Annotated in this window: 8 protein-coding genes and 7 CRISPR repeat arrays (1 of these 15 only partly in view); of the genes, 3 read left to right on the top strand and 5 right to left on the bottom strand. The window is 36.5% G+C overall.

The window, feature by feature from the left end; translation table 11 throughout:
• Position 1: 1 nt before the first annotated feature.
• The 4 genes from cas6 to ATZ99_RS11910 all read right to left on the bottom strand — a co-directional run bounded on the left by cas6 (position 2) and on the right by ATZ99_RS11910 (position 8,317).
• Positions 2-616, bottom strand: a complete 615-nt coding sequence (cas6, locus tag ATZ99_RS03125; RefSeq protein WP_083947323.1) for a CRISPR-associated endoribonuclease Cas6 — start codon at positions 614-616, stop codon at positions 2-4.
• A gap of 20 nt (positions 617-636) precedes the next feature.
• Positions 637-3,260: a CRISPR direct-repeat array (repeat unit 29 nt; unit sequence GTTTAAATCCCACATAGTTAAGAGAAAAC).
• An 84-nt stretch (positions 3,261-3,344) separates the two neighbouring features.
• Positions 3,345-4,176: a CRISPR direct-repeat array (repeat unit 29 nt; unit sequence GTTTAAATCCCACATAGTTAAGAGAAAAC).
• 125 nt (positions 4,177-4,301) lie between these two features.
• Positions 4,302-5,853: direct repeats of the CRISPR family, unit length 29 nt; unit sequence GTTTAAATCCCACATAGTTAAGAGAAAAC.
• A gap of 86 nt (positions 5,854-5,939) precedes the next feature.
• On the bottom strand, positions 5,940-6,671 hold the full coding sequence (gene istB / locus ATZ99_RS03120) for an IS21-like element helper ATPase IstB (protein WP_068747786.1): 732 nt from the start codon (positions 6,669-6,671) through the stop codon (positions 5,940-5,942).
• Positions 6,658-8,184, bottom strand: a complete 1,527-nt coding sequence (gene istA / locus ATZ99_RS03115; protein WP_083947322.1) for an IS21 family transposase — start codon at positions 8,182-8,184, stop codon at positions 6,658-6,660. Before istA ends, istB begins: the two co-directional genes overlap by 14 nt.
• Positions 8,171-8,317 (bottom strand): hypothetical protein, encoded by a 147-nt coding sequence (locus tag ATZ99_RS11910; protein WP_187694819.1) that lies wholly within the window; start codon positions 8,315-8,317, stop codon positions 8,171-8,173. Before ATZ99_RS11910 ends, istA begins: the two co-directional genes overlap by 14 nt.
• Before the next feature lie 59 nt (positions 8,318-8,376).
• A CRISPR array of direct repeats spans positions 8,377-12,328; the repeat unit is 29 nt; unit sequence ATTTAAATCCCACATAGTTAAGAAAAAAC.
• Positions 12,329-12,379: 51 nt separating this feature from the next.
• Between ATZ99_RS11910 and ATZ99_RS03110 the strand changes: the two genes are divergently transcribed.
• The 3 genes from ATZ99_RS03110 to ATZ99_RS03100 all read left to right on the top strand — a co-directional run bounded on the left by ATZ99_RS03110 (position 12,380) and on the right by ATZ99_RS03100 (position 17,827).
• Complete coding sequence (locus ATZ99_RS03110) at positions 12,380-12,895, top strand: hypothetical protein (RefSeq protein ID WP_157074692.1); 516 nt, start codon at positions 12,380-12,382, stop codon at positions 12,893-12,895.
• Positions 12,892-13,140: a hypothetical protein gene (locus ATZ99_RS03105; protein WP_068747783.1), complete on the top strand. Its 249-nt coding sequence runs from the start codon at positions 12,892-12,894 to the stop codon at positions 13,138-13,140. Before ATZ99_RS03110 ends, ATZ99_RS03105 begins: the two co-directional genes overlap by 4 nt.
• Before the next feature lie 89 nt (positions 13,141-13,229).
• Positions 13,230-17,501: a CRISPR direct-repeat array (repeat unit 29 nt; unit sequence ATTTAAATCCCACATAGTTAAGAAAAAAC).
• Between the two features lie 50 nt (positions 17,502-17,551).
• Positions 17,552-17,827 (top strand): hypothetical protein, encoded by a 276-nt coding sequence (locus tag ATZ99_RS03100; protein ID WP_068747782.1) that lies wholly within the window; start codon positions 17,552-17,554, stop codon positions 17,825-17,827.
• Between the two features lie 47 nt (positions 17,828-17,874).
• On the opposite strand, the gene ATZ99_RS12275 is transcribed toward ATZ99_RS03100, so the two are convergent.
• Positions 17,875-17,961, bottom strand: coding sequence for a phage major tail tube protein (locus tag ATZ99_RS12275; protein ID WP_083947320.1), 87 nt, complete (start codon positions 17,959-17,961; stop codon positions 17,875-17,877).
• Positions 17,962-17,977: 16 nt separating this feature from the next.
• Positions 17,978-19,929: a CRISPR direct-repeat array (repeat unit 29 nt; unit sequence ATTTAAATCCCACATAGTTAAGAAAAAAC).
• Positions 19,930-20,087: 158 nt separating this feature from the next.
• A CRISPR array of direct repeats spans positions 20,088-25,630; the repeat unit is 29 nt; unit sequence ATTTAAATCCCACATAGTTAAGAAAAAAC; it runs 6,991 nt beyond the window's last position.

The following is a 25,630-nucleotide window of genomic DNA, read 5'->3' as shown; positions in this document are numbered from 1 at the left end:
CCTATACCACCTCCACCATTCCGAACCCCTCACTTCGTCTAAAGCCTATCCCTAAAAAATAGATATCTCTTAAATCCTCGGGGTCTCCGAATAATTTGAAAGCTCCTTTATAAACCGTTAATGTCATATATTCTTTTCCTGTCTTTTTTATAAATGATTCTATTTTTTCTTTTATAATTTGTTTTCGAAGATCAAGAGGTGTAAAGCAAAGATCCCTTTTTAGGCCATAACCTCTGTAATTCATTAAAACCGTGTTCATTATATAATTTAATTCTATTTCAAAATTTTCATTAATGGGCGTTAGAGGCTTTCCATCCTTACCCCTTATATATAAGGGAGATAATGTCTTAAAAACCACCTCATTATTTGTTATGGATTTCTCTCTTATTAACCTAACTGAGCCCCTTTTCAATTTAAAATCTTTATATTTAAAATTGGGTATATTTAAAAGTCCATTGTAAATTCTTAATACAAATTCTGCATCAGGATAGCTTACGTTAAAAAAAAGTTTTAATGGTTCTTCCTCATTAGCAGACTCAAAAAAGTCTCCCACCAGTTTATAATTTCTCAGAAACACCGAAAAACAGAAATTTTTGCTTCTCTTATTGTTCTTTATTCCATCTCCATCTCTATATGTATATAAGCCCACATAGTTAAGAGAAAACTTCTCTTGTTTCTCTCGAATAAGCTCTTCCCAAACCTTCGTTTTAATCCCACATAGTTAAGAGAAAACCTAAAAATAAGAAAGAGAAATATGTCCCTCTTACTCCGTTTAAATCCCACATAGTTAAGAGAAAACGCGATATATCGAAGTTTGAAGAAGTATTCCGCCGTGCCGGTTTAAATCCCACATAGTTAAGAGAAAACATTATGAGAAAAATAGCTTGACTTCCTGCGTTTTTGGGTTTAAATCCCAAATAGTTAAGAGAAAACTCTTTTCTACACTATCAAAAACTCCTTCTCTTTTGAGTTCGTTTAAATCCCACATAGTTAAGAGAAAACATCTTTGAGTATGTCTTTAACTTCGTTCACCTCAAGGTTTAAATCCCACATAGTTAAGAGAAAACTTTTCGTAGTCCTGCACCCGCTCAATTTCCTCAAATTCGCGTTTAAATCCCACATAGTTAAGAGAAAACAAGCAAGGGAGCTTACTCAAAATGCAGTTTGAGATTAAGTTTAAATCCCACATAGTTAAGAGAAAACGCAACTGGAGCGTGCCCATTCTGGTGCAGTCCACCAGGTTTAAATCCCACATAGTTAAGAGAAAACCAAGCCATCCTTCCCGATTCCTTCTCCAAAACACCGCTTTAAATCCCACATAGTTAAGAGAAAACTGTTTCCGGATCTTTGTCTGGATCACGCCATGCGTCTTTAAATCCCACATAGTTAAGAGAAAACGCAGACATTGCCCAATATGGGATTGCCTTCTTTACAGCTTTAAATCCCACATAGTTAAGAGAAAACAGACTATGCGCAAAACTTCGATGATTACCGGGAGAACTTTAAATCCCACATAGTTAAGAGAAAACGAATTTAGAAGCTTGAAAATAGGGACTGCTGCTGACTTTAAATCCCACATAGTTAAGAGAAAACCAGGCCACTGGGCCGAAGCCGCTATCGAGGCGGTCAAGACTTTAAATCCCACATAGTTAAGAGAAAACGCAGGGTTTCCTCGCCATTCTACTTCTACGTCCCTGCGCTTTAAATCCCACATAGTTAAGAGAAAACTTGCACAACGTTTAAGAGAAACAGAAAAACAAATAGAAACTTTAAATCCCACATAGTTAAGAGAAAACGTATATTGTTATGTGATGGAAAACAGCCTTGCACGACAGCCTTTAAATCCCACATAGTTAAGAGAAAACTTTAACTTCTGCGTCCGGGACCACAGCTACCACCAGCTTTAAATCCCACATAGTTAAGAGAAAACTTGTCTTAGTGCATTCTTAGTCTGTCTTGCTACTTCTGACTTTAAATCTCACATAGTTAAGAGAAAACTTATTGTACATCGGATAAGCACAAGGCTTTTTCGGCTTATACTTTAAATCCCACATAGTTAAGAGAAAACATAAAAAATTTTATGATTTCTTTGGTTTGGATATTAACACTTTAAATCCCACATAGTTAAGAGAAAACCCGATTGAGACCGGCTCGTTCGAGCGGTAGACTTCCTGCTTTAAATCCCACATAGTTAAGAGAAAACTGCTTTTCGCAAAAAATCTTCTTGAAAGCTTAAATTCTTTAAATCCCACATAGTTAAGAGAAAACTATTTCTCGTCTGCTTAACCCTGTATACGCCTCTAGAAGTTTAAATCCCACATAGTTAAGAGAAAACCATAATTGAACTCACCAACGAATACCGATCCATTCCGTTTAAATCCCACATAGTTAAGAGAAAACTTCGTATTTTCTAAACAAAGTCCCGCACCGACATATCAGTTTAAATCCCACATAGTTAAGAGAAAACTGGAGAAGAAACAGGGAGGAATGGCTTGTTGTGATGGTTTAAATCCCACATAGTTAAGAGAAAACTTTTGACCAATTTTGTATTTCATAACAGTTTTAGCGGTTTAAATCCCACATAGTTAAGAGAAAACATGGCTTAATTCGCTACACTTTCCCTGCTAATCCTTGTTTAAATCCCACATAGTTAAGAGAAAACCGGGAATACGAAGAGGAACAGAAGCAAATTGCACAACAGCGTTTAAATCCCACATAGTTAAGAGAAAACTGTTGTTATCACAAAACACATCTTGAATTAAATAAAACGTTTAAATCCCACATAGTTAAGAGAAAACATTCACCCCATCGTAAAACGGATATTTTTTATCCTTGTTTAAATCCCACATAGTTAAGAGAAAACACCAGTGCCAGGAAGCGGGAGTGCCGTTCTTCTTCAGTTTAAATCCCACATAGTTAAGAGAAAACGTATTCTAATTGTCACCCGTTTTTCTTCTTTTTCTTCGTTTAAATCCCACATAGTTAAGAGAAAACTCTGATACCTTATCAGAAGGATGGCATTATTTTGCTTGCGTTTAAATCCCACATAGTTAAGAGAAAACATTTAGATCATAGGCCAATATGATAGAATAGTAAGAAGTTTAAATCCCACATAGTTAAGAGAAAACTATTTGATAGCCAAAGCCCTGAATGTAAATGAAGCCGTTTAAATCCCACATAGTTAAGAGAAAACAAGCGAAAAATTAAACAAGTTTGTTGGTGGGTTTTTATGTTTAAATCCCACATAGTTAAGAGAAAACTATGTATGAGTTGGTTTGCTATCGCTGCTGCAAGATGAGTTTTGCCTGTCCCTTTTGGCCCGCATATGAATAACCCGTTACGCCCGTTTAAATCCCACATAGTTAAGAGAAAACTGTAACAAGCCCATCAAACAGGTTCACCGTAGTTGACAAGTTTAAATCCCACATAGTTAAGAGAAAACTATGCTAAACGACAAACGAATATACGAAGAATTCTCTGCGTTTAAATCCCACATAGTTAAGAGAAAACCTTCTAGTACCATTTCGGCTAACTCGAACAGAGATATGTTTAAATCCCACATAGTTAAGAGAAAACTAAAATAACCAACGATAGTAAAAACAATTTTTTCATCGTTTAAATCCCACATAGTTAAGAGAAAACTCTTTACGTTTACATTAGTGAGACACCACTTCAGGATGTTTAAATCCCACATAGTTAAGAGAAAACATTTTAGTACACCTCCTCAATCTCCACATGAACCCTGTTTAAATCCCACATAGTTAAGAGAAAACCTTTCCTTATCATCGTAGCCGGCATCTCACGCCAATTCCGCATGTTTAAATCCCACATAGTTAAGAGAAAACTAAGCCCGCTGGAGGTATTTCAGGCGTCGTTTCATTTTGGTTTAAATCCCACATAGTTAAGAGAAAACACGAAGAAGCCAGACGTAGATAATATTATCAAATTCGGTTTAAATCCCACATAGTTAAGAGAAAACCATAAGCTCCCCTCCATATTCCCCCACATATTAGCCGTTTAAATCCCACATAGTTAAGAGAAAACTTCTAAAAATTGTTCAGCATTTTTTTTGAAATCTTCAGTTTAAATCCCACATAGTTAAGAGAAAACGAGGACAATTCCTGTTTCAAGTATCTTACGACAGCCAGTTTAAATCCCACATAGTTAAGAGAAAACGAAGTTCATCTTCTTCCTCCAAGAGCTCCTTTATAAAGGCTGAAAACCTCTGGGGGTTGACCGTCTCATAGACCAAGGATTCAAATCCGTTAGCCTTGAGCCAATTGTAAACCTCCTGCTTGAATTGTTTAAATCCCACATAGTTAAGAGAAAACAAAAGCCTTCTTAAACCGCCGCTGGCCCGTATCCTTGGTTTAAATCCCACATAGTTAAGAGAAAACTGATTTTCGAAACACCTCGTGTGTTAGGTATAGATGGTTTAAATCCCACATAGTTAAGAGAAAACACATAAATACGAATGTCACCATTACTTAATAATTGAGCAAGTTTAAATCCCACATAGTTAAGAGAAAACTCGTGATATACACGAATCGTTGTAGTTGAATAATATGTTTAAATCCCACATAGTTAAGAGAAAACGCATTTAGAGCATTCATATATTCTGTTTCAGTTACAATGTTTAAATCCCACATAGTTAAGAGAAAACTACATGAAGATGCGCGAGGCCAGATATGCAGAGCTTGGTTTAAATCCCACATAGTTAAGAGAAAACCCTGCAGCCTGTGCAATCTTCCAGAATGTCTCGGCCGTTTAAATCCCACATAGTTAAGAGAAAACACTATGACTTTAGGCATCTTTTTTTCAATGATGCGCGTTTAAATCCCACATAGTTAAGAGAAAACGCAGGCTGGTTTCGATGTCTACTGGTTCTCCTTCCATCGGTTTAAATCCCACATAGTTAAGAGAAAACTTAACAGTATCCCCACGCCAGAATTAAACCCGTACCAGGTTTAAATCCCACATAGTTAAGAGAAAACTTCCCGACGAAATGGGGAAGGGTTTTTCTTTTAATTGTTTAAATCCCACATAGTTAAGAGAAAACACGAAATTGGGATTGCGGATACATACGATGAAAGCAAGGTTTAAATCCCACATAGTTAAGAGAAAACTTCCAGCCCCTCGTTACGTTGCGTTCGGACCGCCCCCCGTTTAAATCCCACATAGTTAAGAGAAAACATGTAAACATAGAAAGCGGGTCAATTTACGTCCAGCGTTTAAATCCCACATAGTTAAGAGAAAACGAATGGTTAACTGGGGAGGTGTTGGGAAGCGGAAGGATTAGTTTAAATCCCACATAGTTAAGAGAAAACGGTATTTCTTCTCCTTCAAGCACAATCTTTTCACCCTCGTTTAAATCCCACATAGTTAAGAGAAAACGATAAATATTGTCCCACTTGCCGGATAGTATCTCCACGTTTAAATCCCACATAGTTAAGAGAAAACCTAAGTAAACCCTAATTACAGCCCGAAAGTCTTTTTAGTTTAAATCCCACATAGTTAAGAGAAAACGAAAAAAAGTGTAGGCAGGGGAAAATCTACAATAAAGTTTAAATCCCACATAGTTAAGAGAAAACTCCTTTAAAATTTTTTTATTTTTTAACCTTCCTGCACGTTTAAATCCCACATAGTTAAGAGAAAACGAATAAGTCAAAGAACAGGTTTTCAAAAGCAATTGGTTTAAATCCCACATAGTTAAGAGAAAACATCTGAATCAACCACTGTAAGTTCATATTCACCATCGTTTAAATCCCACATAGTTAAGAGAAAACAAAAATATGCTGGAATATCTTCCTTTTCAATTTTCAAAGTTTAAATCCCACATAGTTAAGAGAAAACTTTCAAGTTCCAAAGTGTTTTTTGCAAGAGTAAATTCCCCAATATTGCAAAGATTTTTCCCCAGGCACCAGTGGGGAATTTTTATGTTAACTTAATTGCCTCATGAGTGATTGCCTCATCCTGTAGCTTTGACCATCAAATATTAACAAGTAGCTGTGGTGTATTAGCCGGTCTATCATAGCGGTTGTCATCTGTTCATCATAAAATATTGATGCCCAACGACTGAATTCAAGATTTGTAGTAATAACTACACTCCTGCGTTCGTAGCAATCTGAAATTACCTGAAATAAAAGCTGAGCCCCTTCACGTTCCAATGGAACATAACCCCATTCGTCACAGATTAAAAGATCCAATTTTGAAAACTGTTTCAGTAATCCGGAAAGTTCACCTCTTTTCCTGGCTTCCCCAAGCCTATTTACTAACGCTGCAGTACGGAAAAATTTAACGTTTAATCCTTTTTTGCAGGCTTCTACTCCAATTGCTGTAGCAAGATGGGTTTTCCCCGTTCCTACATTGCCGTAAAGAATTAGGTTCCGTTTTTCTTCTATAAATTTACATTCTTTCAAATCCTTTTGAGTTAGCCCTGTGGGTAACTTTATTTCGTCAAATATGTAATCGGCAAAGGTTTTTATTGTGTAAAATCCGGCTTTTTTAAGAAGCCTTTCTCTTTTTCTTGTTTCTCTGTGTTCAATCTCTAACTTAAGAAGTTTTAAAAGGTATTCGCCGTGACTTTTAGCTTCTATCTTATCGAAGTTTTCTGCAAAATTTTGACTTAGTTTTAATGCTTTACAGCAATCTGCAATTTCATCCCTTAGCATATATATTAGCACCGCCTTTCAAAAAGGCTTTATCGTATTCCTCAGCATTAAAACTAAATGCCTTTAATTCTGGAATTTCTTCAGGAAGTCTTACCAGTTCTAATTGAGGGGTTATACCAGTTATCCTGCTATGGATGGCTATTAAACTGTCTAAATCCTTTACCCCATAAAGTATTGCCTGGGTTACAGCGCTTAAAGCCTTTTCAAAACTGCTTTCTATACAAAGAGAAGCAAGAATCTTAAGTGCTTTACCGCGTTCACTTTTACTACATCCTTCAAGGTATTCTCTGAGAGGATCAGGCAGCATGTTGTAAATTCCTGAATATTTTAGGGCTCCAGGACAGCGGGATAGTTGAGTGAGATAAGGCAGCCAGTCCATGCTTTCCTGTTTGGAATCCCCGTAAAGCCTGCGGTGACGAACGATTTCCCTGTGACTTTCATCCAGCGGTATTACCTCATTAGCCGTTATTTTTACAAGTATTCGGCTATTGGCGTATTTTGGTGCGGTAGAATATATATGTTTCCCTCCATTTAAGCTGAATTTTGCATATGCATTGGTTTTAACAGTTATGTAATCGGCAACCTCATAAGGAATATCAGGAAGTTTAAGCAAAGCTTTTTTATCTTCATTGAAAATCTCTGCGTGAGTCCCGTCCTTCCGGTAGTGCTCACGATACATATCTTGTTCGCATAATTGCAGGAGTTCTCGGTTAAAATCCTCTAACTTTTCAAACTTTGGGACTGGGACTAAGAAGTTACGTCTATGGTATCCTACTTTGTTTTCCACATTACCCTTTTCATGCCCGGCTGCCGGGTTGCAGAATACTGCTTCAAAGCCATAATGCTCTTTGAATCTTAGAAAAGCATCGGTTAGTTTGCGTTCTCCATCCTTTAGGATAGCTGCCACTAATGTGCTCGGGTCATCAAACCATAGTATAGGCGGGACTCCACCAATGTATTCAAATATGTTTTTTAAGCCTTGAAATAGGCATTCACGGTTTTCACCCTTGAAAAGTTGGGTAAATCCAGCATTACTATAAGGGAAAGATACATTAAGATAAAAACCGTGATAAAGTATTCCATTTTCGTAAAAGTCAGCTTCACCGAAATCAACCTGTGCTTCACCTGGAATGTGCTCTAACGGCAGACAGCAAGAATTATCCTGATAAATCTCTTTCTTTTTCGATGCTACATAAGCTGCAACTGTGCGATAAGAACAGTTAAAATTATCTTTGTATTTTTCGCAAAGCCTATCATAAATTCTCTTAGCGGTATGACGCTGCTTTTTTCGAGCTTTTTTATCTTCTTCAAGCCATTGGTCTATATCAGCTTTGAAAGGGTTGAGTTTTGGAAATGCATTTTCGATTTCCTTAGCTTTAAGTTTCATATTCCAGTCCTCTTGATAGATGTATTTACGCACTGTTTTTCGATCTTTTTTGAACTCACGAGCTATCTCACTGATATTTTCTCCTTTAAAAAAGAACGAATGTCTGATATCATTAATTTGGGTCATTGTAAGCATCCTCCAATCCTCCCTTGCAGTTTTTGTCCTTAACTACAAGGGTAATATTTTTTATGGGTGCCTGCAATGACCTTTGCATATTTGGGGATTTTTGAGTTGCAAAAGTGGGGATTTTATTTTGCAACTCTGTCCATTTTAATTATGCAATAAACATTCCAAAGGAACAACCTTATAATAGAATTTGTTTAAATCCCACATAGTTAAGAGAAAACGCTTCAATGTTGATAAGAATTCAGTTCTTACCATATCCCGTTTAAATCCCACATAGTTAAGAGAAAACGAAATATTGTTTTGCTTCTTTGAGTAGTTCCTTTTTGTTTAAATCCCACATAGTTAAGAGAAAACTCAAAAAGATTCCCAGCGAAGAAATTATACCGTTATGGAGTTTAAATCCCACATAGTTAAGAGAAAACATTGCAGATGATATCATGTGATTTAATACCTTCATCGTTTAAATCCCACATAGTTAAGAGAAAACTCTGCGCTCATGAGTTGGGACATGCTTTCCTTCATCCCGTTTAAATCCCACATAGTTAAGAGAAAACTTTACTTTTGTCTGAACCACGTTGTAATCATACCCTGGTTTAAATCCCACATAGTTAAGAGAAAACTTTTTTTGTGAAACTGTTGAGCGCGTCACACACTCGTTTAAATCCCACATAGTTAAGAGAAAACGAAATTAGCGAGAAAAGGAAGCGGCTAATTCGGACACGCGTTTAAATCCCACATAGTTAAGAGAAAACTTAAATCCATCTACGAAATTGGAATTGCAGATACTTACAAGTTTAAATCCCACATAGTTAAGAGAAAACAGAGAATCCCTGAAATTCTTAATATAACTGCACTTGGTTTAAATCCCACATAGTTAAGAGAAAACACAAATCTCTAACTTACTGTCAACCCACTATCCTCATAGTTTAAATCCCACATAGTTAAGAGAAAACGAAGAAGGTCGTATGGCTATCAGAATATAAAGCTGAGAAAGTTTAAATCCCACATAGTTAAGAGAAAACTGTCAAATTGTAAGAGAAAACTTTTTCGAGTTGTTACGTTTAAATCCCACATAGTTAATAGAAAACGATAGAGAGATAGAATTTATAAAGCGAAATTACCAAAGTTTAAATCCCACATAGTTAAGAGAAAACAAACCCGTACCAGCGTGACAGAATACGTCACACTATATGTTTAAATCCCACATAGTTAAGAGAAAACCGGATTATTCCAGAAAGCAGAGGACAGCGATTTTCTATCGTTTAAATCCCACATAGTTAAGAGAAAACGAAGGTTGTTCAGCAAACCCTACACGCAAACCACGATTAGTTTAAATCCCACATAGTTAAGAGAAAACGACGCATTGGCAATAAAAAAGAGCTGGGTAAATCCGGTTTAAATCCCACATAGTTAAGAGAAAACTGCTGAAGCAAATATTTTATCCTGAAGTTCTGCTGGTTTAAATCCCACATAGTTAAGAGAAAACGACAATATAATCAAAATAATTGCTGATGCATTGAAGTTTAAATCCCACATAGTTAAGAGAAAACCACATATCTCGTTATAAAGCTCAACTATCTCTTTGTAGTTTAAATCCCACATAGTTAAGAGAAAACTGTTAACCAACAAGCCTTATTCGGTTATCAAAGAAAGGTTTAAATCCCACATAGTTAAGAGAAAACAAATCCCAGAGTATTTGAGATTCGCAAAACTTCAAGGTTTAAATCCCACATAGTTAAGAGAAAACGAAGTGAACGAAGCTAAGAAACAGCTTGAAGCACAGTTGGGTTTAAATCCCACATAGTTAAGAGAAAACTTGTTTAATAATTCAACCACGCGCTTTTCCAAGTATTTGTTTAAATCCCACATAGTTAAGAGAAAACCACATTGCCAATACTACTGGCCAGGACTTTTCTAACGGTTTAAATCCCACATAGTTAAGAGAAAACCCAGTGGTATCTGATGTTGGTTGCTCCAGCTTCTTTCGTTTAAATCCCACATAGTTAAGAGAAAACGTAGAAGCAATAAAAAAAGACTTCCGGTTTCATCTCTGTTTAAATCCCACATAGTTAAGAGAAAACGTAGAAGCAATAAAAAAAGACTTCCGGTTTCATCTCTGTTTAAATCCCACATAGTTAAGAGAAAACGTTGCCACTCTTTCACCTCCCCGTCCGCATATTCAAAAGTTTAAATCCCACATAGTTAAGAGAAAACCTTGGATCTTGCCTTATCCTTCGTTTACATTCCTCCGCGTTTAAATCCCACATAGTTAAGAGAAAACGGGTCTCGGGAGAGCGAGTGCCGTCAATGAAGGTCGGTTTAAATCCCACATAGTTAAGAGAAAACAGTTAAAGAAAAGCCAAGAGACCGCAGAAAAAGAACGCAGTTTAAATCCCACATAGTTAAGAGAAAACGAACCAACATGGCCATGTCCAATTACAAGAAACTGTAGTTTAAATCCCACATAGTTAAGAGAAAACGAGGGCGGTAATCACATTATTTGGTTCGGGCTGAACGTTTAAATCCCACATAGTTAAGAGAAAACAATGCTTCCGCCCATAATTGATCAACTTCATCGTCTGTTTAAATCCCACATAGTTAAGAGAAAACCTGGCCCCTGCTTCGACCAGCCAACGCAAGTATTGCAGGTTTAAATCCCACATAGTTAAGAGAAAACTTTGACATTCCTCTACAAGGCCATGGACGACTGTGTTAAGTTTAAATCCCACATAGTTAAGAGAAAACCAAATTTGAGAGCGCGATTTAAATCATTTACATATACTTGTTTAAATCCCACATAGTTAAGAGAAAACGTAGAGGTTTGATGGAAAAAGTACCTTTTCGTTAGTAGTTTAAATCCCACATAGTTAAGAGAAAACCATCTCCACATTGCACATCAGCTTTTAAAACAGTAATTGTTTAAATCCCACATAGTTAAGAAAAAACAAGTCCAGTCTTCAGATACACCGTCGCCGAAAGTAACAATTTAAATCCCACATAGTTAAGAAAAAACAGCTGTAAGTAAACGTCAATGAACAGCTTCAGACGCATTTAAATCCCACATAGTTAAGAAAAAACTGATACACCAGATACCGACGGAGCTTATATAATCCAGATTTAAATCCCACATAGTTAAGAAAAAACTTCTTCTGATAGACGAAAACATGGCCGCTCCAATGTCCATTTAAATCCCACATAGTTAAGAAAAAACCTGACGCGGACGAAGAACTGGCAAGGATTGAGGAAGAAATTTAAATCCCACATAGTTAAGAAAAAACAGCGTGCCGCCCGCGTTGACAATCCGCGCGTGGTACGAAATTTAAATCCCACATAGTTAAGAAAAAACAACTTTATCGCTAACCTCCTTAGGTGTATTATCTCGAATTTAAATCCCACATAGTTAAGAAAAAACAACTCATCACCCTTTCACATCACTTTCAACTTGCAATTTAAATCCCACATAGTTAAGAAAAAACCTTTTCGTCTTTTTTGCCGAGCTTGATTTTGCCAAGCCGATTTAAATCCCACATAGTTAAGAAAAAACGGAGGAATGCAATATGGTTACGTGCGCAAGGTGCCACATTTAAATCCCACATAGTTAAGAAAAAACATACGAGACTACAACAAAAAGGCTTTAGAAATTGCGCATTTAAATCCCACATAGTTAAGAAAAAACGGCTTGGCTGGGGGTTGAACATGACGACGGGACAAATTTAAATCCCACATAGTTAAGAAAAAACGACTACACCGACCCATTCCTTGACCAGTCTATAGAGGATTTAAATCCCACATAGTTAAGAAAAAACCCTGGTAGGCGACAGATGCTAGCAGGCGTTCTTCTTCATTTAAATCCCACATAGTTAAGAAAAAACGCTCTGGCGTCTTTTCGCTGCTTATTATTGTCGGTAGCATTTAAATCCCACATAGTTAAGAAAAAACAAATATATAATTTAACCCAGAGCAAAAAGCGCAGTCTAATTTAAATCCCACATAGTTAAGAAAAAACGGTGAAGCATAGGAAGGGCAGTGCATAGTAAAAATATGAAAATTTAAATCCCACATAGTTAAGAAAAAACGAATGAGTTTTGAATGGGGGAAATTTAGCAAAAAAGCTTATTTAAATCCCACATAGTTAAGAAAAAACTCGTTGACCGAGGACCCAAGAAGCGAAAAGGAAAAACAGGCTTATAAAGAGATGCGTGACAAGGTGACAATACAGACTATCAGGAGAAGAGCAAGGGAAGTTTTATACAATGAGCAAGCTCCATTGATAGAACGGCTAAAAGCTGCTGAAAAATTGAAAAAGAGCTATGAAAAAGTAGGTGACAAGATAAACAATATCGATAAACATTATTTGAATGGACTTAATAAATACCTTGAAAACTTGAATATAAATAACATAGTGAAAATTGATGAGGAAAGTGGTATAATTACTATCAAAGGCACAACAAATAAGAGTGTAAAAGCTTTCCCTAATGCAGTTGTAGATTTGCTGAATCCCAAGTTGGACAAAATAACCCAGAGAAGATTTTATGACGAAAAAGGTAATGCAAAAGTGGATATCGATTTAACGGATCACGGACATCCCAAAACGCATCCTATTGTCCCTCATGCACATGATTGGAAGAATGGCGAAAGACAAAGGGAATTCAGACCATTAACTGAAGTAGAAAAAGAAAAAATCAAGGATATTTGGAGTGATGAAGAATGATGTATGATACTTATAAGGATTTAAACGAGTTTATTGAGGATTTAGAGAGGATAGGCGAGATTGAGTTTGAGTATAAGGGTAAAGATTATTCACTTTTGTATTATGACAAGATTTATATTTGCGAGTACAATAAACCAGAGACGGAAAAAGAATATGATACGATAGAGGAGTTTTTGGATGATTACAAAATCGATGGTGTCCCAATAAGAGAATTAGCGACAGAAATAAAGGTGTTTGCACATTAGACCACCCAACCAAAGCGGTTGAGGTGGTATTTTTATGCCTTCTTGCAAGGAGGTGAGCATCAAATGGCAGAGAAGGTTTCTAATAAACCAATTTAAATCCCACATAGTTAAGAAAAAACACACATTATCCTACCTGTGAGAAATGCGCACCGTTGCAATTTAAATCCCACATAGTTAAGAAAAAACGTAGTTATTACAGCAAACAAATCCTGATGACACAATAAATTTAAATCCCACATAGTTAAGAAAAAACCCCATTACTGCCCACCTCCATACTCAGCCATCAATTTCATTTAAATCCCACATAGTTAAGAAAAAACTTAGAATAATCAAGGAGGTCGGATAATAATGGCATTAGCATTTAAATCCCACATAGTTAAGAAAAAACCTTGGAACAGAATGAATATGGGGAATATGTAGTCAGATTTAAATCCCACATAGTTAAGAAAAAACCCAGCGATTTGCCTGTAGCGGAATAGCTCTCTCGTAAATTTAAATCCCACATAGTTAAGAAAAAACGGTCGCTGTAGTCGTCCTGGCCATGCACTCTATCACATTTAAATCCCACATAGTTAAGAAAAAACGTTCAAGAATGTTTCCTTCAATGCGATTGAAGTCGGCATATTTAAATCCCACATAGTTAAGAAAAAACCTATCCCCTTCAGGCCAACTTCGCTGTTCAGCTTCCCTTATTTAAATCCCACATAGTTAAGAAAAAACTCTTATTTTGCCTTCTGCCCTTTCATCATTAGCTCATTTAAATCCCACATAGTTAAGAAAAAACGGGAGCTTGCCGAAAGGCTCTCCCGCTCTCCCAATTTTGATTTAAATCCCACATAGTTAAGAAAAAACACCCAGAGGCGTGGCAGGCTCTGTTCTTTTGCAAGCATTTAAATCCCACATAGTTAAGAAAAAACAAATAAAGGAAAGCGACTATGACTTGCAACAATGGCACATTTAAATCCCACATAGTTAAGAAAAAACTGCGGAATGTTTCGGCATCGCCCTGTTTCGTTGCGCTGATTTAAATCCCACATAGTTAAGAAAAAACTATTATAACGATATTGTTATAATCAGCTATTATAAAATTTAAATCCCACATAGTTAAGAAAAAACTTATAGTTAAGGCCCTCGCACTCTGCAAACTCACGAATTTAAATCCCACATAGTTAAGAAAAAACCCACCGCCGCCACCGTAGCATTTGCCACCCATTCCACAATTTAAATCCCACATAGTTAAGAAAAAACCTTCTGTTACGCTTACGCCATCATACGTTACCAAAAAATTTAAATCCCACATAGTTAAGAAAAAACTACAACAGGAAATGTGACTTTTTCAGTTACACCACATACATTTAAATCCCACATAGTTAAGAAAAAACAATTAGGCAAGACGCAGAAGAACTCAAGAAACTTTTATTTAAATCCCACATAGTTAAGAAAAAACGGTTTAACCGGTTTTAAAGATAGATTGGGCAGAGAAATTTAAATCCCACATAGTTAAGAAAAAACTTAGCAGTATAGTAAGATGGCTTGATTATATTGCAACATTTAAATCCCACATAGTTAAGAAAAAACGCAATTGTTCAGAAAACACTTAAACCTAATCATGACTAATTTAAATCCCACATAGTTAAGAAAAAACTCCGTTTAGCCAGCTTCGCCAAGACTTCGTCGTATTCATTTAAATCCCACATAGTTAAGAAAAAACGATATTAATCCACCCGAAACTTTAAGCGATGCTCAGATTTAAATCCCACATAGTTAAGAAAAAACAACCTTGTTTAGATAAACCTTTTGAGGAAGTAACAGATTTAAATCCCACATAGTTAAGAAAAAACAAACCATTTATCAACATCTTCTTTTGACTTAAAATCATTTAAATCCCACATAGTTAAGAAAAAACTGGTGGAATGGAACCCGCACCGAAGCACGGATAATCCATTTAAATCCCACATAGTTAAGAAAAAACTGCCGCCCTGGAGCAAAAGAACCGGGACCTTTCCGCTGATTTAAATCCCACATAGTTAAGAAAAAACGGTGCCCATGTGGCGATTATTGATGACCCGATTAAAAACATTTAAATCCCACATAGTTAAGAAAAAACTATTACCGAGTTGATTTTCACAACGGCTCACAAGTCCATTTAAATCCCACATAGTTAAGAAAAAACTAGCCCCCACAAAACAGGCCCCATCCGCTCAAAGGTATCCATTTAAATCCCACATAGTTAAGAAAAAACTTTTTGTAAGGGTTGCGGCGGACCAGGTTGTTGACCATTTAAATCCCACATAGTTAAGAAAAAACTTGATAGTTCCTGCCGCGGCCGCCTGAGGGCGGATAGATTTAAATCCCACATAGTTAAGAAAAAACAGGATGAACTGCCAGCATCTCGGCAAACAGTGGCCGATTTAAATCCCACATAGTTAAGAAAAAACCGCAAGGAAACCTAATCACCTGCCACACCAGCCCGCATTTAAATCCCACATAGTTAAGAAAAAACGTGGCTATAGATGTTAGCGTTACCCTGTCCTATGCTGATTTAAATCCCACATAGTTAAGAAAAAACTCCATGCCCTCACTCACCGGCTTTGCCGCATGGGTATCATTTAAATCCCACATAGTTAAGAAAAAACTTCACGCCCATGATTTCCGCAGTCTCTTTATATGAGATTTAAATCCCACATAGTTAAGAAAAAACGCTACAGCATCCTGGAAGTTTACCAGGAGCACCCGCATTTAAATCCCACATAGTTAAGAAAAAACGATGGCCACCAGGCTCCGGGGCCGGTGCGGGTACCCAGATTTAAATCCCACATAGTTAAGAAAAAACTTTGCAGTTATTAATGAGACCTGAGATTTTTGCTCAGACATTTAAATCCCACATAGTTAAGAAAAAACTGGTGGAATGGAACCCGCACCGAAGCACGGATAATCCATTTAAATCCCACATAGTTAAGAAAAAACTGCCGCCCTGGAGCAAAAGAACCGGGACCTTTCCGCTGATTTAAATCCCACATAGTTAAGAAAAAACGGTGCCCATGTGGCGATTATTGATGACCCGATTAAAAACATTTAAATCCCACATAGTTAAGAAAAAACTATTACCGAGTTGATTTTCACAACGGCTCACAAGTCCATTTAAATCCCACATAGTTAAGAAAAAACTAGCCCCCACAAAACAGGCCCCATCCGCTCAAAGGTATCCATTTAAATCCCACATAGTTAAGAAAAAACTTTTTGTAAGGGTTGCGGCGGACCAGGTTGTTGACCATTTAAATCCCACATAGTTAAGAAAAAACTTGATAGTTCCTGCCGCGGCCGCCTGAGGGCGGATAGATTTAAATCCCACATAGTTAAGAAAAAACAGGATGAACTGCCAGCATCTCGGCAAACAGTGGCCGATTTAAATCCCACATAGTTAAGAAAAAACCGCAAGGAAACCTAATCACCTGCCACACCAGCCCGCATTTAAATCCCACATAGTTAAGAAAAAACGTGGCTATAGATGTTAGCGTTACCCTGTCCTATGCTGATTTAAATCCCACATAGTTAAGAAAAAACTCCATGCCCTCACTCACCGGCTTTGCCGCATGGGTATCATTTAAATCCCACATAGTTAAGAAAAAACTTCACGCCCATGATTTCCGCAGTCTCTTTATATGAGATTTAAATCCCACATAGTTAAGAAAAAACGCTACAGCATCCTGGAAGTTTACCAGGAGCACCGCATTTAAATCCCACATAGTTAAGAAAAAACGAAGCCTATCAACTTTTACGGTAACCGCCGCCAGACCAATTTAAATCCCACATAGTTAAGAAAAAACGGCCGCCCAAAACCTCGCAAACAACTCTTCCTGCTTCATTTAAATCCCACATAGTTAAGAAAAAACCAACCAAGTCGTTTACAACCTGCTCTACTGGCAGCATCATTTAAATCCCACATAGTTAAGAAAAAACTTGCAGTCCTCGCACTTGCGGAAGTAGTCGTCTTTCCAATTTAAATCCCACATAGTTAAGAAAAAACCAGACGGTCCAGGAATTAAAAACGGTGGCCATCACAGAGCCATTTAAATCCCACATAGTTAAGAAAAAACTCATTCGAGGATTGGGCCTCTCCAGCAGTCTAATCAGATTTAAATCCCACATAGTTAAGAAAAAACTTAAAAATTTGTTTTCCTCCAGTAGCACGTCCACATTCAATTTAAATCCCACATAGTTAAGAAAAAACCGTTCTGTTGTGGGACGACCTGGGCAAGGAAAGTTTTATTTAAATCCCACATAGTTAAGAAAAAACTTTTATGAGAGCGGCTTTCTTTGCCTGCTCCTCGTATTTAAATCCCACATAGTTAAGAAAAAACTGGATTATCTTCTCCTTTCGTGATATAATGAAGCTAAAGGGGTGAAAATTATGGGTATTCTGGATATTGCCATACGAGTGTTTATTTGGACGATCGTGTTGGCTCTTTCAATAATACCCGGAATTATTGTCGGAAGTATTTTAGAAGTTACATTCGGAAAATTGCTGTTCTGGCCTGGATTCATCGTAGGCGCAGCAGCCTTTGTTATCTTTATCGGAGAGAATTTATATGGAGATGGAGGGACCGAACAAAACAAAAATGTTTCCCCATTCACTCTCCAACGTCGCATAAAATTCGCTAAGCGATATTTTAAGGATGAAAATTGAGAATATTAGGCCCACCGACGAAAAGAAAGCGGTGGGCCTTATTTTTTTTAGTTAAGTCCCAAGGCTTGCCGTACCTGTTTTAGATAATCAACTCCGTTAATCTTGCAAACATAATTGAACTTATCGATCTCCATAATCTCTTTTCCATCGAATTTAAATCCCACATAGTTAAGAAAAAACCCTCAACTTCTAGTCGATCATCCTGGACGTCTACACATTTAAATCCCACATAGTTAAGAAAAAACTATAATAAAAGCAGAATAAACAACAGAATGCAATATTGGATTTAAATCCCACATAGTTAAGAAAAAACGAGGTAGAAACTATCGTAGTAATGACCAGCTCACAAGATTTAAATCCCACATAGTTAAGAAAAAACTAATTAGGAGGTGAATTCAAAGTGAATTCATTAAAGCATTTAAATCCCACATAGTTAAGAAAAAACGGAAGGGACGTATGACAATAAAGCCTCTCCGACGCCATTTAAATCCCACATAGTTAAGAAAAAACTTACCGGTGGTTGGTCATCTTTAGAATATATTGAACCCATTTAAATCCCACATAGTTAAGAAAAAACCAGCATATAGACAGCATTTATGTTGCAACTATTCTGTATTTAAATCCCACATAGTTAAGAAAAAACTTGATTAACTTCCGCGTTTATGAGGATGGGACTGACCTCCATTTAAATCCCACATAGTTAAGAAAAAACCGGAGACTGCGCTATTGTGGTTTCAGCCTGGAAAGCTATATATTTAAATCCCACATAGTTAAGAAAAAACAATTCATTAAAGCAGGATAAAAGGCATCAAGTCACGCTCATTTAAATCCCACATAGTTAAGAAAAAACGGAATTAGTCCTTTCGCGGCTAAAAGTTGAAGAAGAATTTAAATCCCACATAGTTAAGAAAAAACAGTCAATTTTTCAGCCCTGTCGCTAGAAAAATTTCGATTTAAATCCCACATAGTTAAGAAAAAACTGGAAAAGATAATATTTTCCAAGCCATGTGTCTTTGATTTAAATCCCACATAGTTAAGAAAAAACTAAGTCACGATTTATAAAATTTACTGTGATGAGAGTATTTAAATCCCACATAGTTAAGAAAAAACTTTGATAATGTCGACATCCACATACTCGGTATCAAATTTAAATCCCACATAGTTAAGAAAAAACGGTGAACCCCTTTACTCCGGTATGTCTCCGGAAGAAATTTAAATCCCACATAGTTAAGAAAAAACTATCATGAATTTGGGCCTGGGTAGCTGCCCCTATATCTGCATTTAAATCCCACATAGTTAAGAAAAAACTAATCCTCAGACATTGCCCAATGGTGCGACTTACATATTTAAATCCCACATAGTTAAGAAAAAACGTCGCATTAGCTACTGCTGAGGTAATATCGGAACCATTTAAATCCCACATAGTTAAGAAAAAACTGAATGCTACAAGGCACGGTGTGGAAGTGTTACATTTAAATCCCACATAGTTAAGAAAAAACCTAACTTGGTACGTGTAGATGTCAAGCCGTTTTTTAGCCATTTAAATCCCACATAGTTAAGAAAAAACACAAACGTTTCCCAGGTGAGTTGTTATATATCCGCAACGCATTTAAATCCCACATAGTTAAGAAAAAACTCGCAAACGAGCGTTTGTAAAGCCTTGCACCTTGACAAAATTTAAATCCCACATAGTTAAGAAAAAACATATTGAGATAATATCAAAACCAAAGAATTTACTTGAATTTAAATCCCACATAGTTAAGAAAAAACTTCCTTCTTTTATTTTTTTCTGCCTTTCTTTTTCAAATTTAAATCCCACATAGTTAAGAAAAAACCCTGCTTAGCCGCTCCAATAACCGTAAGCTTACGCGCATTTAAATCCCACATAGTTAAGAAAAAACCTTAATATACTGCTCAATCAAATACTCGATTTGCATGGCGAATTTAAATCCCACATAGTTAAGAAAAAACCAAATTGAGTTTGATTCGACGGATGTAGGGGAAATTGATTTAAATCCCACATAGTTAAGAAAAAACTTTTAAAAGTATTTCATAGCCAAACGATTCAAGTAAATTTAAATCCCACATAGTTAAGAAAAAACCTGTCAAGCAGTATGGCACTTATGAACCCATACAATAATGCAATATTAGACGGCTTAATAAAATTAGCATTTGCCGGTTTAATACTTTACATGAATTTTTTATACATGGTTAGGAAATTCGTAGTAGGTATTTTATTGGTAATATCACCGATAGTATCAATTTAAATCCCACATAGTTAAGAAAAAACTTATCAAAAAGGGCTGGATTATATAAGGAAAATACTAAATTTAAATCCCACATAGTTAAGAAAAAACAACGAATTTTTTTCCGTTTTCGGCTTTGACGTTGCTTATTTAAATCCCACATAGTTAAGAAAAAACGGGACTCATCTATGACCGCACTAACGCTTGAGGCATTGCCAACAATTTAAATCCCACATAGTTAAGAAAAAACTTGTCGTTTATTGCCTCCTTTATTAAATTCCTCTCATTTATTTAAATCCCACATAGTTAAGAAAAAACGGTATTATCTTTTGCTTTTTTCTGTTTTCCTTTATAAATTTAAATCCCACATAGTTAAGAAAAAACATGCAGTACAGAATGCAGGTTCCACTCCCTCTATCCATTTAAATCCCACATAGTTAAGAAAAAACCAACGGCCAGAAACGCTATCCGTAATAGCTCCACTGCAATTTAAATCCCACATAGTTAAGAAAAAACTCTGTGTGGCAAGTTTGAGCAACCGCATACCACCCATATTTAAATCCCACATAGTTAAGAAAAAACACATCCGCCGCCGACTGGGTACAGAGAAAATGAGAAATTTAAATCCCACATAGTTAAGAAAAAACTATGCGCATCGCTGCTGCTGCCGGCATCGTTTGGAACTGGATTTAAATCCCACATAGTTAAGAAAAAACGTTGAAGATACTGGGTTGGCACGAGCACATTGGCTTATTTAAATCCCACATAGTTAAGAAAAAACGGTTTACAAGGACCTGCACGGTCCTGACAAATACCAAAATTTAAATCCCACATAGTTAAGAAAAAACCATGAATGCGGTAGCTGCATCGGCAACGGCCATGAATGATTTAAATCCCACATAGTTAAGAAAAAACCAATGCTCAACGCATTTTGGCATATTCCCATGTGGCTATTTAAATCCCACATAGTTAAGAAAAAACGTATAGCTTATGCAGAACGTACCGCATCGCAAATTGATTTAAATCCCACATAGTTAAGAAAAAACTAACTCCATCGGCATAGCATCACCTGCCCGTTTACAATAATTTAAATCCCACATAGTTAAGAAAAAACAACATTTTCATCGCTCTTGGCGGCGCACCACAAGGGCATTTAAATCCCACATAGTTAAGAAAAAACGAATTCTGCTCCTCTGATTTCTGGATCAGACCAGAACTTATTTAAATCCCACATAGTTAAGAAAAAACGCGGGCCATTGAGCGGATCGGCTGGCCTACGTTGGGGCGGATTTAAATCCCACATAGTTAAGAAAAAACCGCTGAGCTGGACGAAATAATTACTCGACGGGAAGAAATTTAAATCCCACATAGTTAAGAAAAAACCGATACTTACCAAAACATTGCCACGATTATCAACACATTTAAATCCCACATAGTTAAGAAAAAACTTTTTCAGGTACCTGATTCAATCAGCACACCTCCTTTACGATTTAAATCCCACATAGTTAAGAAAAAACGCGCCATTTCTGGCACCTTTGGCTTATTTTTAAACCATTTAAATCCCACATAGTTAAGAAAAAACCCAGTTTCATCTTCCGTTATCATTGCTATTAATTTACATTTAAATCCCACATAGTTAAGAAAAAACAGGGACGATTTTATATACTGGCGATTACACAACATTCATTTAAATCCCACATAGTTAAGAAAAAACTCAGCCATGACGGACTCAAATTCAATTGCCGCTTTTATATTTAAATCCCACATAGTTAAGAAAAAACTTTGGAGAAAAAACCGGGCGAAGAAATATTTTGCACATCAATTTAAATCCCACATAGTTAAGAAAAAACATAAAATCGCACGGGAGAATGCCGGTTTAACTCAAGAAAATTTAAATCCCACATAGTTAAGAAAAAACTATATCCATGCGACCGATACATGCCTGAAAGATATAAAAATTTAAATCCCACATAGTTAAGAAAAAACGAGGCAACAAACTGGCCAGGCTTTTGGTGGACCAGGTAACACATTTAAATCCCACATAGTTAAGAAAAAACCTCAAATTTAAGGCGATCCGGGGCAGGAACAATGTTATTTAAATCCCACATAGTTAAGAAAAAACACTACCTATACAGCAAAATGAAAGCACAGTAGCAACAGATTTAAATCCCACATAGTTAAGAAAAAACGCGGCCATATTGGAGCGCGGCTTCCTCACTAACCCGGATTTAAATCCCACATAGTTAAGAAAAAACCCAAACCACCTCCCTAAATTGTTGGTTTATTAGAGAATTTAAATCCCACATAGTTAAGAAAAAACAAACATACTGCGCCATGATGTAGACAAGCCCAGCTAATTTAAATCCCACATAGTTAAGAAAAAACGGCCTCCAGGCTAGGAAGTTCCACGTCTGCTATGCCCATTTAAATCCCACATAGTTAAGAAAAAACTCAATGGCAAGACATTAATTTTAATACAGGAAATATACATTTAAATCCCACATAGTTAAGAAAAAACGGTTAAGATTATTATCGGCACATACGCCGAAGATCCGCAAGATTTAAATCCCACATAGTTAAGAAAAAACGAGTCGGGGAAGCAAATACAATGGAAGGCCGGTACCGCATTTAAATCCCACATAGTTAAGAAAAAACCAGCGTAAACAGAGGGATCAGGGCACTACATCCGGAACAGATTTAAATCCCACATAGTTAAGAAAAAACGAAAAAAGAAGGCAAGGCCATCGCACTGGAGAACCTGCATTTAAATCCCACATAGTTAAGAAAAAACATGAATTTGAAGTAATATATCTGAAAGTATCCATCGAATTTAAATCCCACATAGTTAAGAAAAAACCATTAACATTAGCGGAAAAACGAACAACAACATTTATTTAAATCCCACATAGTTAAGAAAAAACCTTATCGGTACCAATACCCTGCCGTTTTCGTCTATCACATTTAAATCCCACATAGTTAAGAAAAAACCGAAAACCCGCACATACTCTGCAAAAGACAAATTAGACAAATTTAAATCCCACATAGTTAAGAAAAAACGATTAGTGTTTCTGGGACTGCAGTGTTTCTTTGATATTTAAATCCCACATAGTTAAGAAAAAACGCTAAACCGCCTACATTATCTGCTAATGTTGACACATATTTAAATCCCACATAGTTAAGAAAAAACTATCTGCCATATCTTTCTCTATCCTATCCACTTCCATGCATATAATTTAAATCCCACATAGTTAAGAAAAAACGGCATTGCTTTTTTCGCCGTAGCTGGGCTTTTGTATTTGAATTTAAATCCCACATAGTTAAGAAAAAACTTTTTAAATGCTTAAGATGATCCCATTTTTCAATTTCCATTTAAATCCCACATAGTTAAGAAAAAACCACGCCAGCTTGATGTAGTTTTTCCGCTACCTTCAATTTAAATCCCACATAGTTAAGAAAAAACGTGGAAGTTTAACTGGTATTATGCGGTCAATTCTTTCATTTAAATCCCACATAGTTAAGAAAAAACGTCCTTTTCCTCCTGCGTCAAGGCAGGATATTCGGCAATTTAAATCCCACATAGTTAAGAAAAAACGTCAGTTATGCTAACCCTGTCGCCAAGCAGCAGTGCATTTAAATCCCACATAGTTAAGAAAAAACCTAAAGTAGTAGTAGAACCAGAAACGTTTCTCACAAATTTAAATCCCACATAGTTAAGAAAAAACCAATGCCGCGACCACATAATCCTTTGTTGGGTCAAAATTTAAATCCCACATAGTTAAGAAAAAACTTTCGTTATTGTTAGCACCTGCTTTGTAACATCCAATACATTTAAATCCCACATAGTTAAGAAAAAACGTAGTCCAGCGTCGTATTCAAGAAGAAGGCAGGACGGATTTAAATCCCACATAGTTAAGAAAAAACCGTCTCCAGGAATTGCGCATCTGTCATCGACAGCTCAAGATTTAAATCCCACATAGTTAAGAAAAAACCGCAGCACCTACGGCCATCCACGGCCAGAGCGGTTTCATTTAAATCCCACATAGTTAAGAAAAAACTATCCCGATGCGGGCGGCACAGCGACTATGATATGTTACGCATTTAAATCCCACATAGTTAAGAAAAAACCCGAAATAGCTTCAGCGGCATGGGAGCGACTCAAACAAGCGAATTTAAATCCCACATAGTTAAGAAAAAACGCCGGAGCTTGTTCTTACTTTCGGTATCTTCTTCCCATTTAAATCCCACATAGTTAAGAAAAAACGTTGATGAACACTTTTAGTTCCTTGATGTCACCAAGTTTCTGGATTTAAATCCCACATAGTTAAGAAAAAACGCACGGCCAGCGCTATCACCGTAGCCGTTACCCATCCTACATTTAAATCCCACATAGTTAAGAAAAAACTAAGCAAAGTGGATCAGACTAAAGTATTGTTCGAAGGCAATTTAAATCCCACATAGTTAAGAAAAAACAATTTCCACAGCGTTTGACAAACACCACGTCAAAAGATTTAAATCCCACATAGTTAAGAAAAAACGCTGGAACTGCTCCGCAAGAGCACGTATTCAACTTCGCATTTAAATCCCACATAGTTAAGAAAAAACTCTTGTCAGCACTTTAATCTCTTTTTGCTGTCTTCTATTTAAATCCCACATAGTTAAGAAAAAACCAAACGAAGCCAGGACTTTAGCCCCGTTCAATACTGCTTCAATTTAAATCCCACATAGTTAAGAAAAAACTGTGCGGAAGGCCAATTGTCCGGGCCATCAATTCCCCATTTAAATCCCACATAGTTAAGAAAAAACCAGAACAATAGACCCTACACAAACACCGACTTCTAATCATTTAAATCCCACATAGTTAAGAAAAAACTGGCTAATTTCAACATGGAACACTATTTCGTCAAACCTATTTAAATCCCACATAGTTAAGAAAAAACAAAGGCTAGTTTGGTAGCGTCTTCTGGTGCTGTTCCAGCATTTAAATCCCACATAGTTAAGAAAAAACTAACGCCTAATGGACTTAGCTTATATTTTACGAGCTTTTATTTAAATCCCACATAGTTAAGAAAAAACCGCCCACTTACCAATCTGCAAAAGAATTTGCCCTACGAATTTAAATCCCACATAGTTAAGAAAAAACCTGATATGAAGGTGGGGCGCTTTGATTTGACAAAAGATTTAAATCCCACATAGTTAAGAAAAAACGAAATTTCTTGGTCGGCTCGGACAGAATCGGCACTCTCATTTAAATCCCACATAGTTAAGAAAAAACGATACGTAATTACCGCCGGCAATATTTCGCCGTATTGCATGAATTTAAATCCCACATAGTTAAGAAAAAACTTTCAGCGACGCTCCAGGATAAAAAATGCAACCACTGCTAATTTAAATCCCACATAGTTAAGAAAAAACGATATAGGTCTTCCTGATGCGGAGACGCTTCGCTATGTCATTTAAATCCCACATAGTTAAGAAAAAACGCGAAAGGTGGCACAGTCTACGATGCTACCCTTGCCATTTAAATCCCACATAGTTAAGAAAAAACTTCGCCACCGTA

The organism is Thermovenabulum gondwanense (assembly GCF_001601575.1).
GTDB lineage: Bacteria > Bacillota > Thermosediminibacteria > Thermosediminibacterales > Thermosediminibacteraceae > Thermovenabulum > Thermovenabulum gondwanense.
This window is presented reverse-complemented; position numbering and strand designations above follow the sequence as displayed.

Coding starts and splice junctions, on each gene's coding strand:
- istB (WP_068747786.1), bottom strand. CDS start 6,671: ATGCTAAGGGATGAAATTGCAGATTGCTGTAAAGCATTAAAACTAAGT.
- istA (WP_083947322.1), bottom strand. CDS start 8,184: ATGACCCAAATTAATGATATCAGACATTCGTTCTTTTTTAAAGGAGAA.
- ATZ99_RS03110 (WP_157074692.1), top strand. CDS start 12,380: ATGCGTGACAAGGTGACAATACAGACTATCAGGAGAAGAGCAAGGGAA.
- ATZ99_RS03105 (WP_068747783.1), top strand. CDS start 12,892: ATGATGTATGATACTTATAAGGATTTAAACGAGTTTATTGAGGATTTA.
- ATZ99_RS03100 (WP_068747782.1), top strand. CDS start 17,552: ATGGGTATTCTGGATATTGCCATACGAGTGTTTATTTGGACGATCGTG.
- ATZ99_RS12275 (WP_083947320.1), bottom strand. CDS start 17,961: ATGGAGATCGATAAGTTCAATTATGTTTGCAAGATTAACGGAGTTGAT.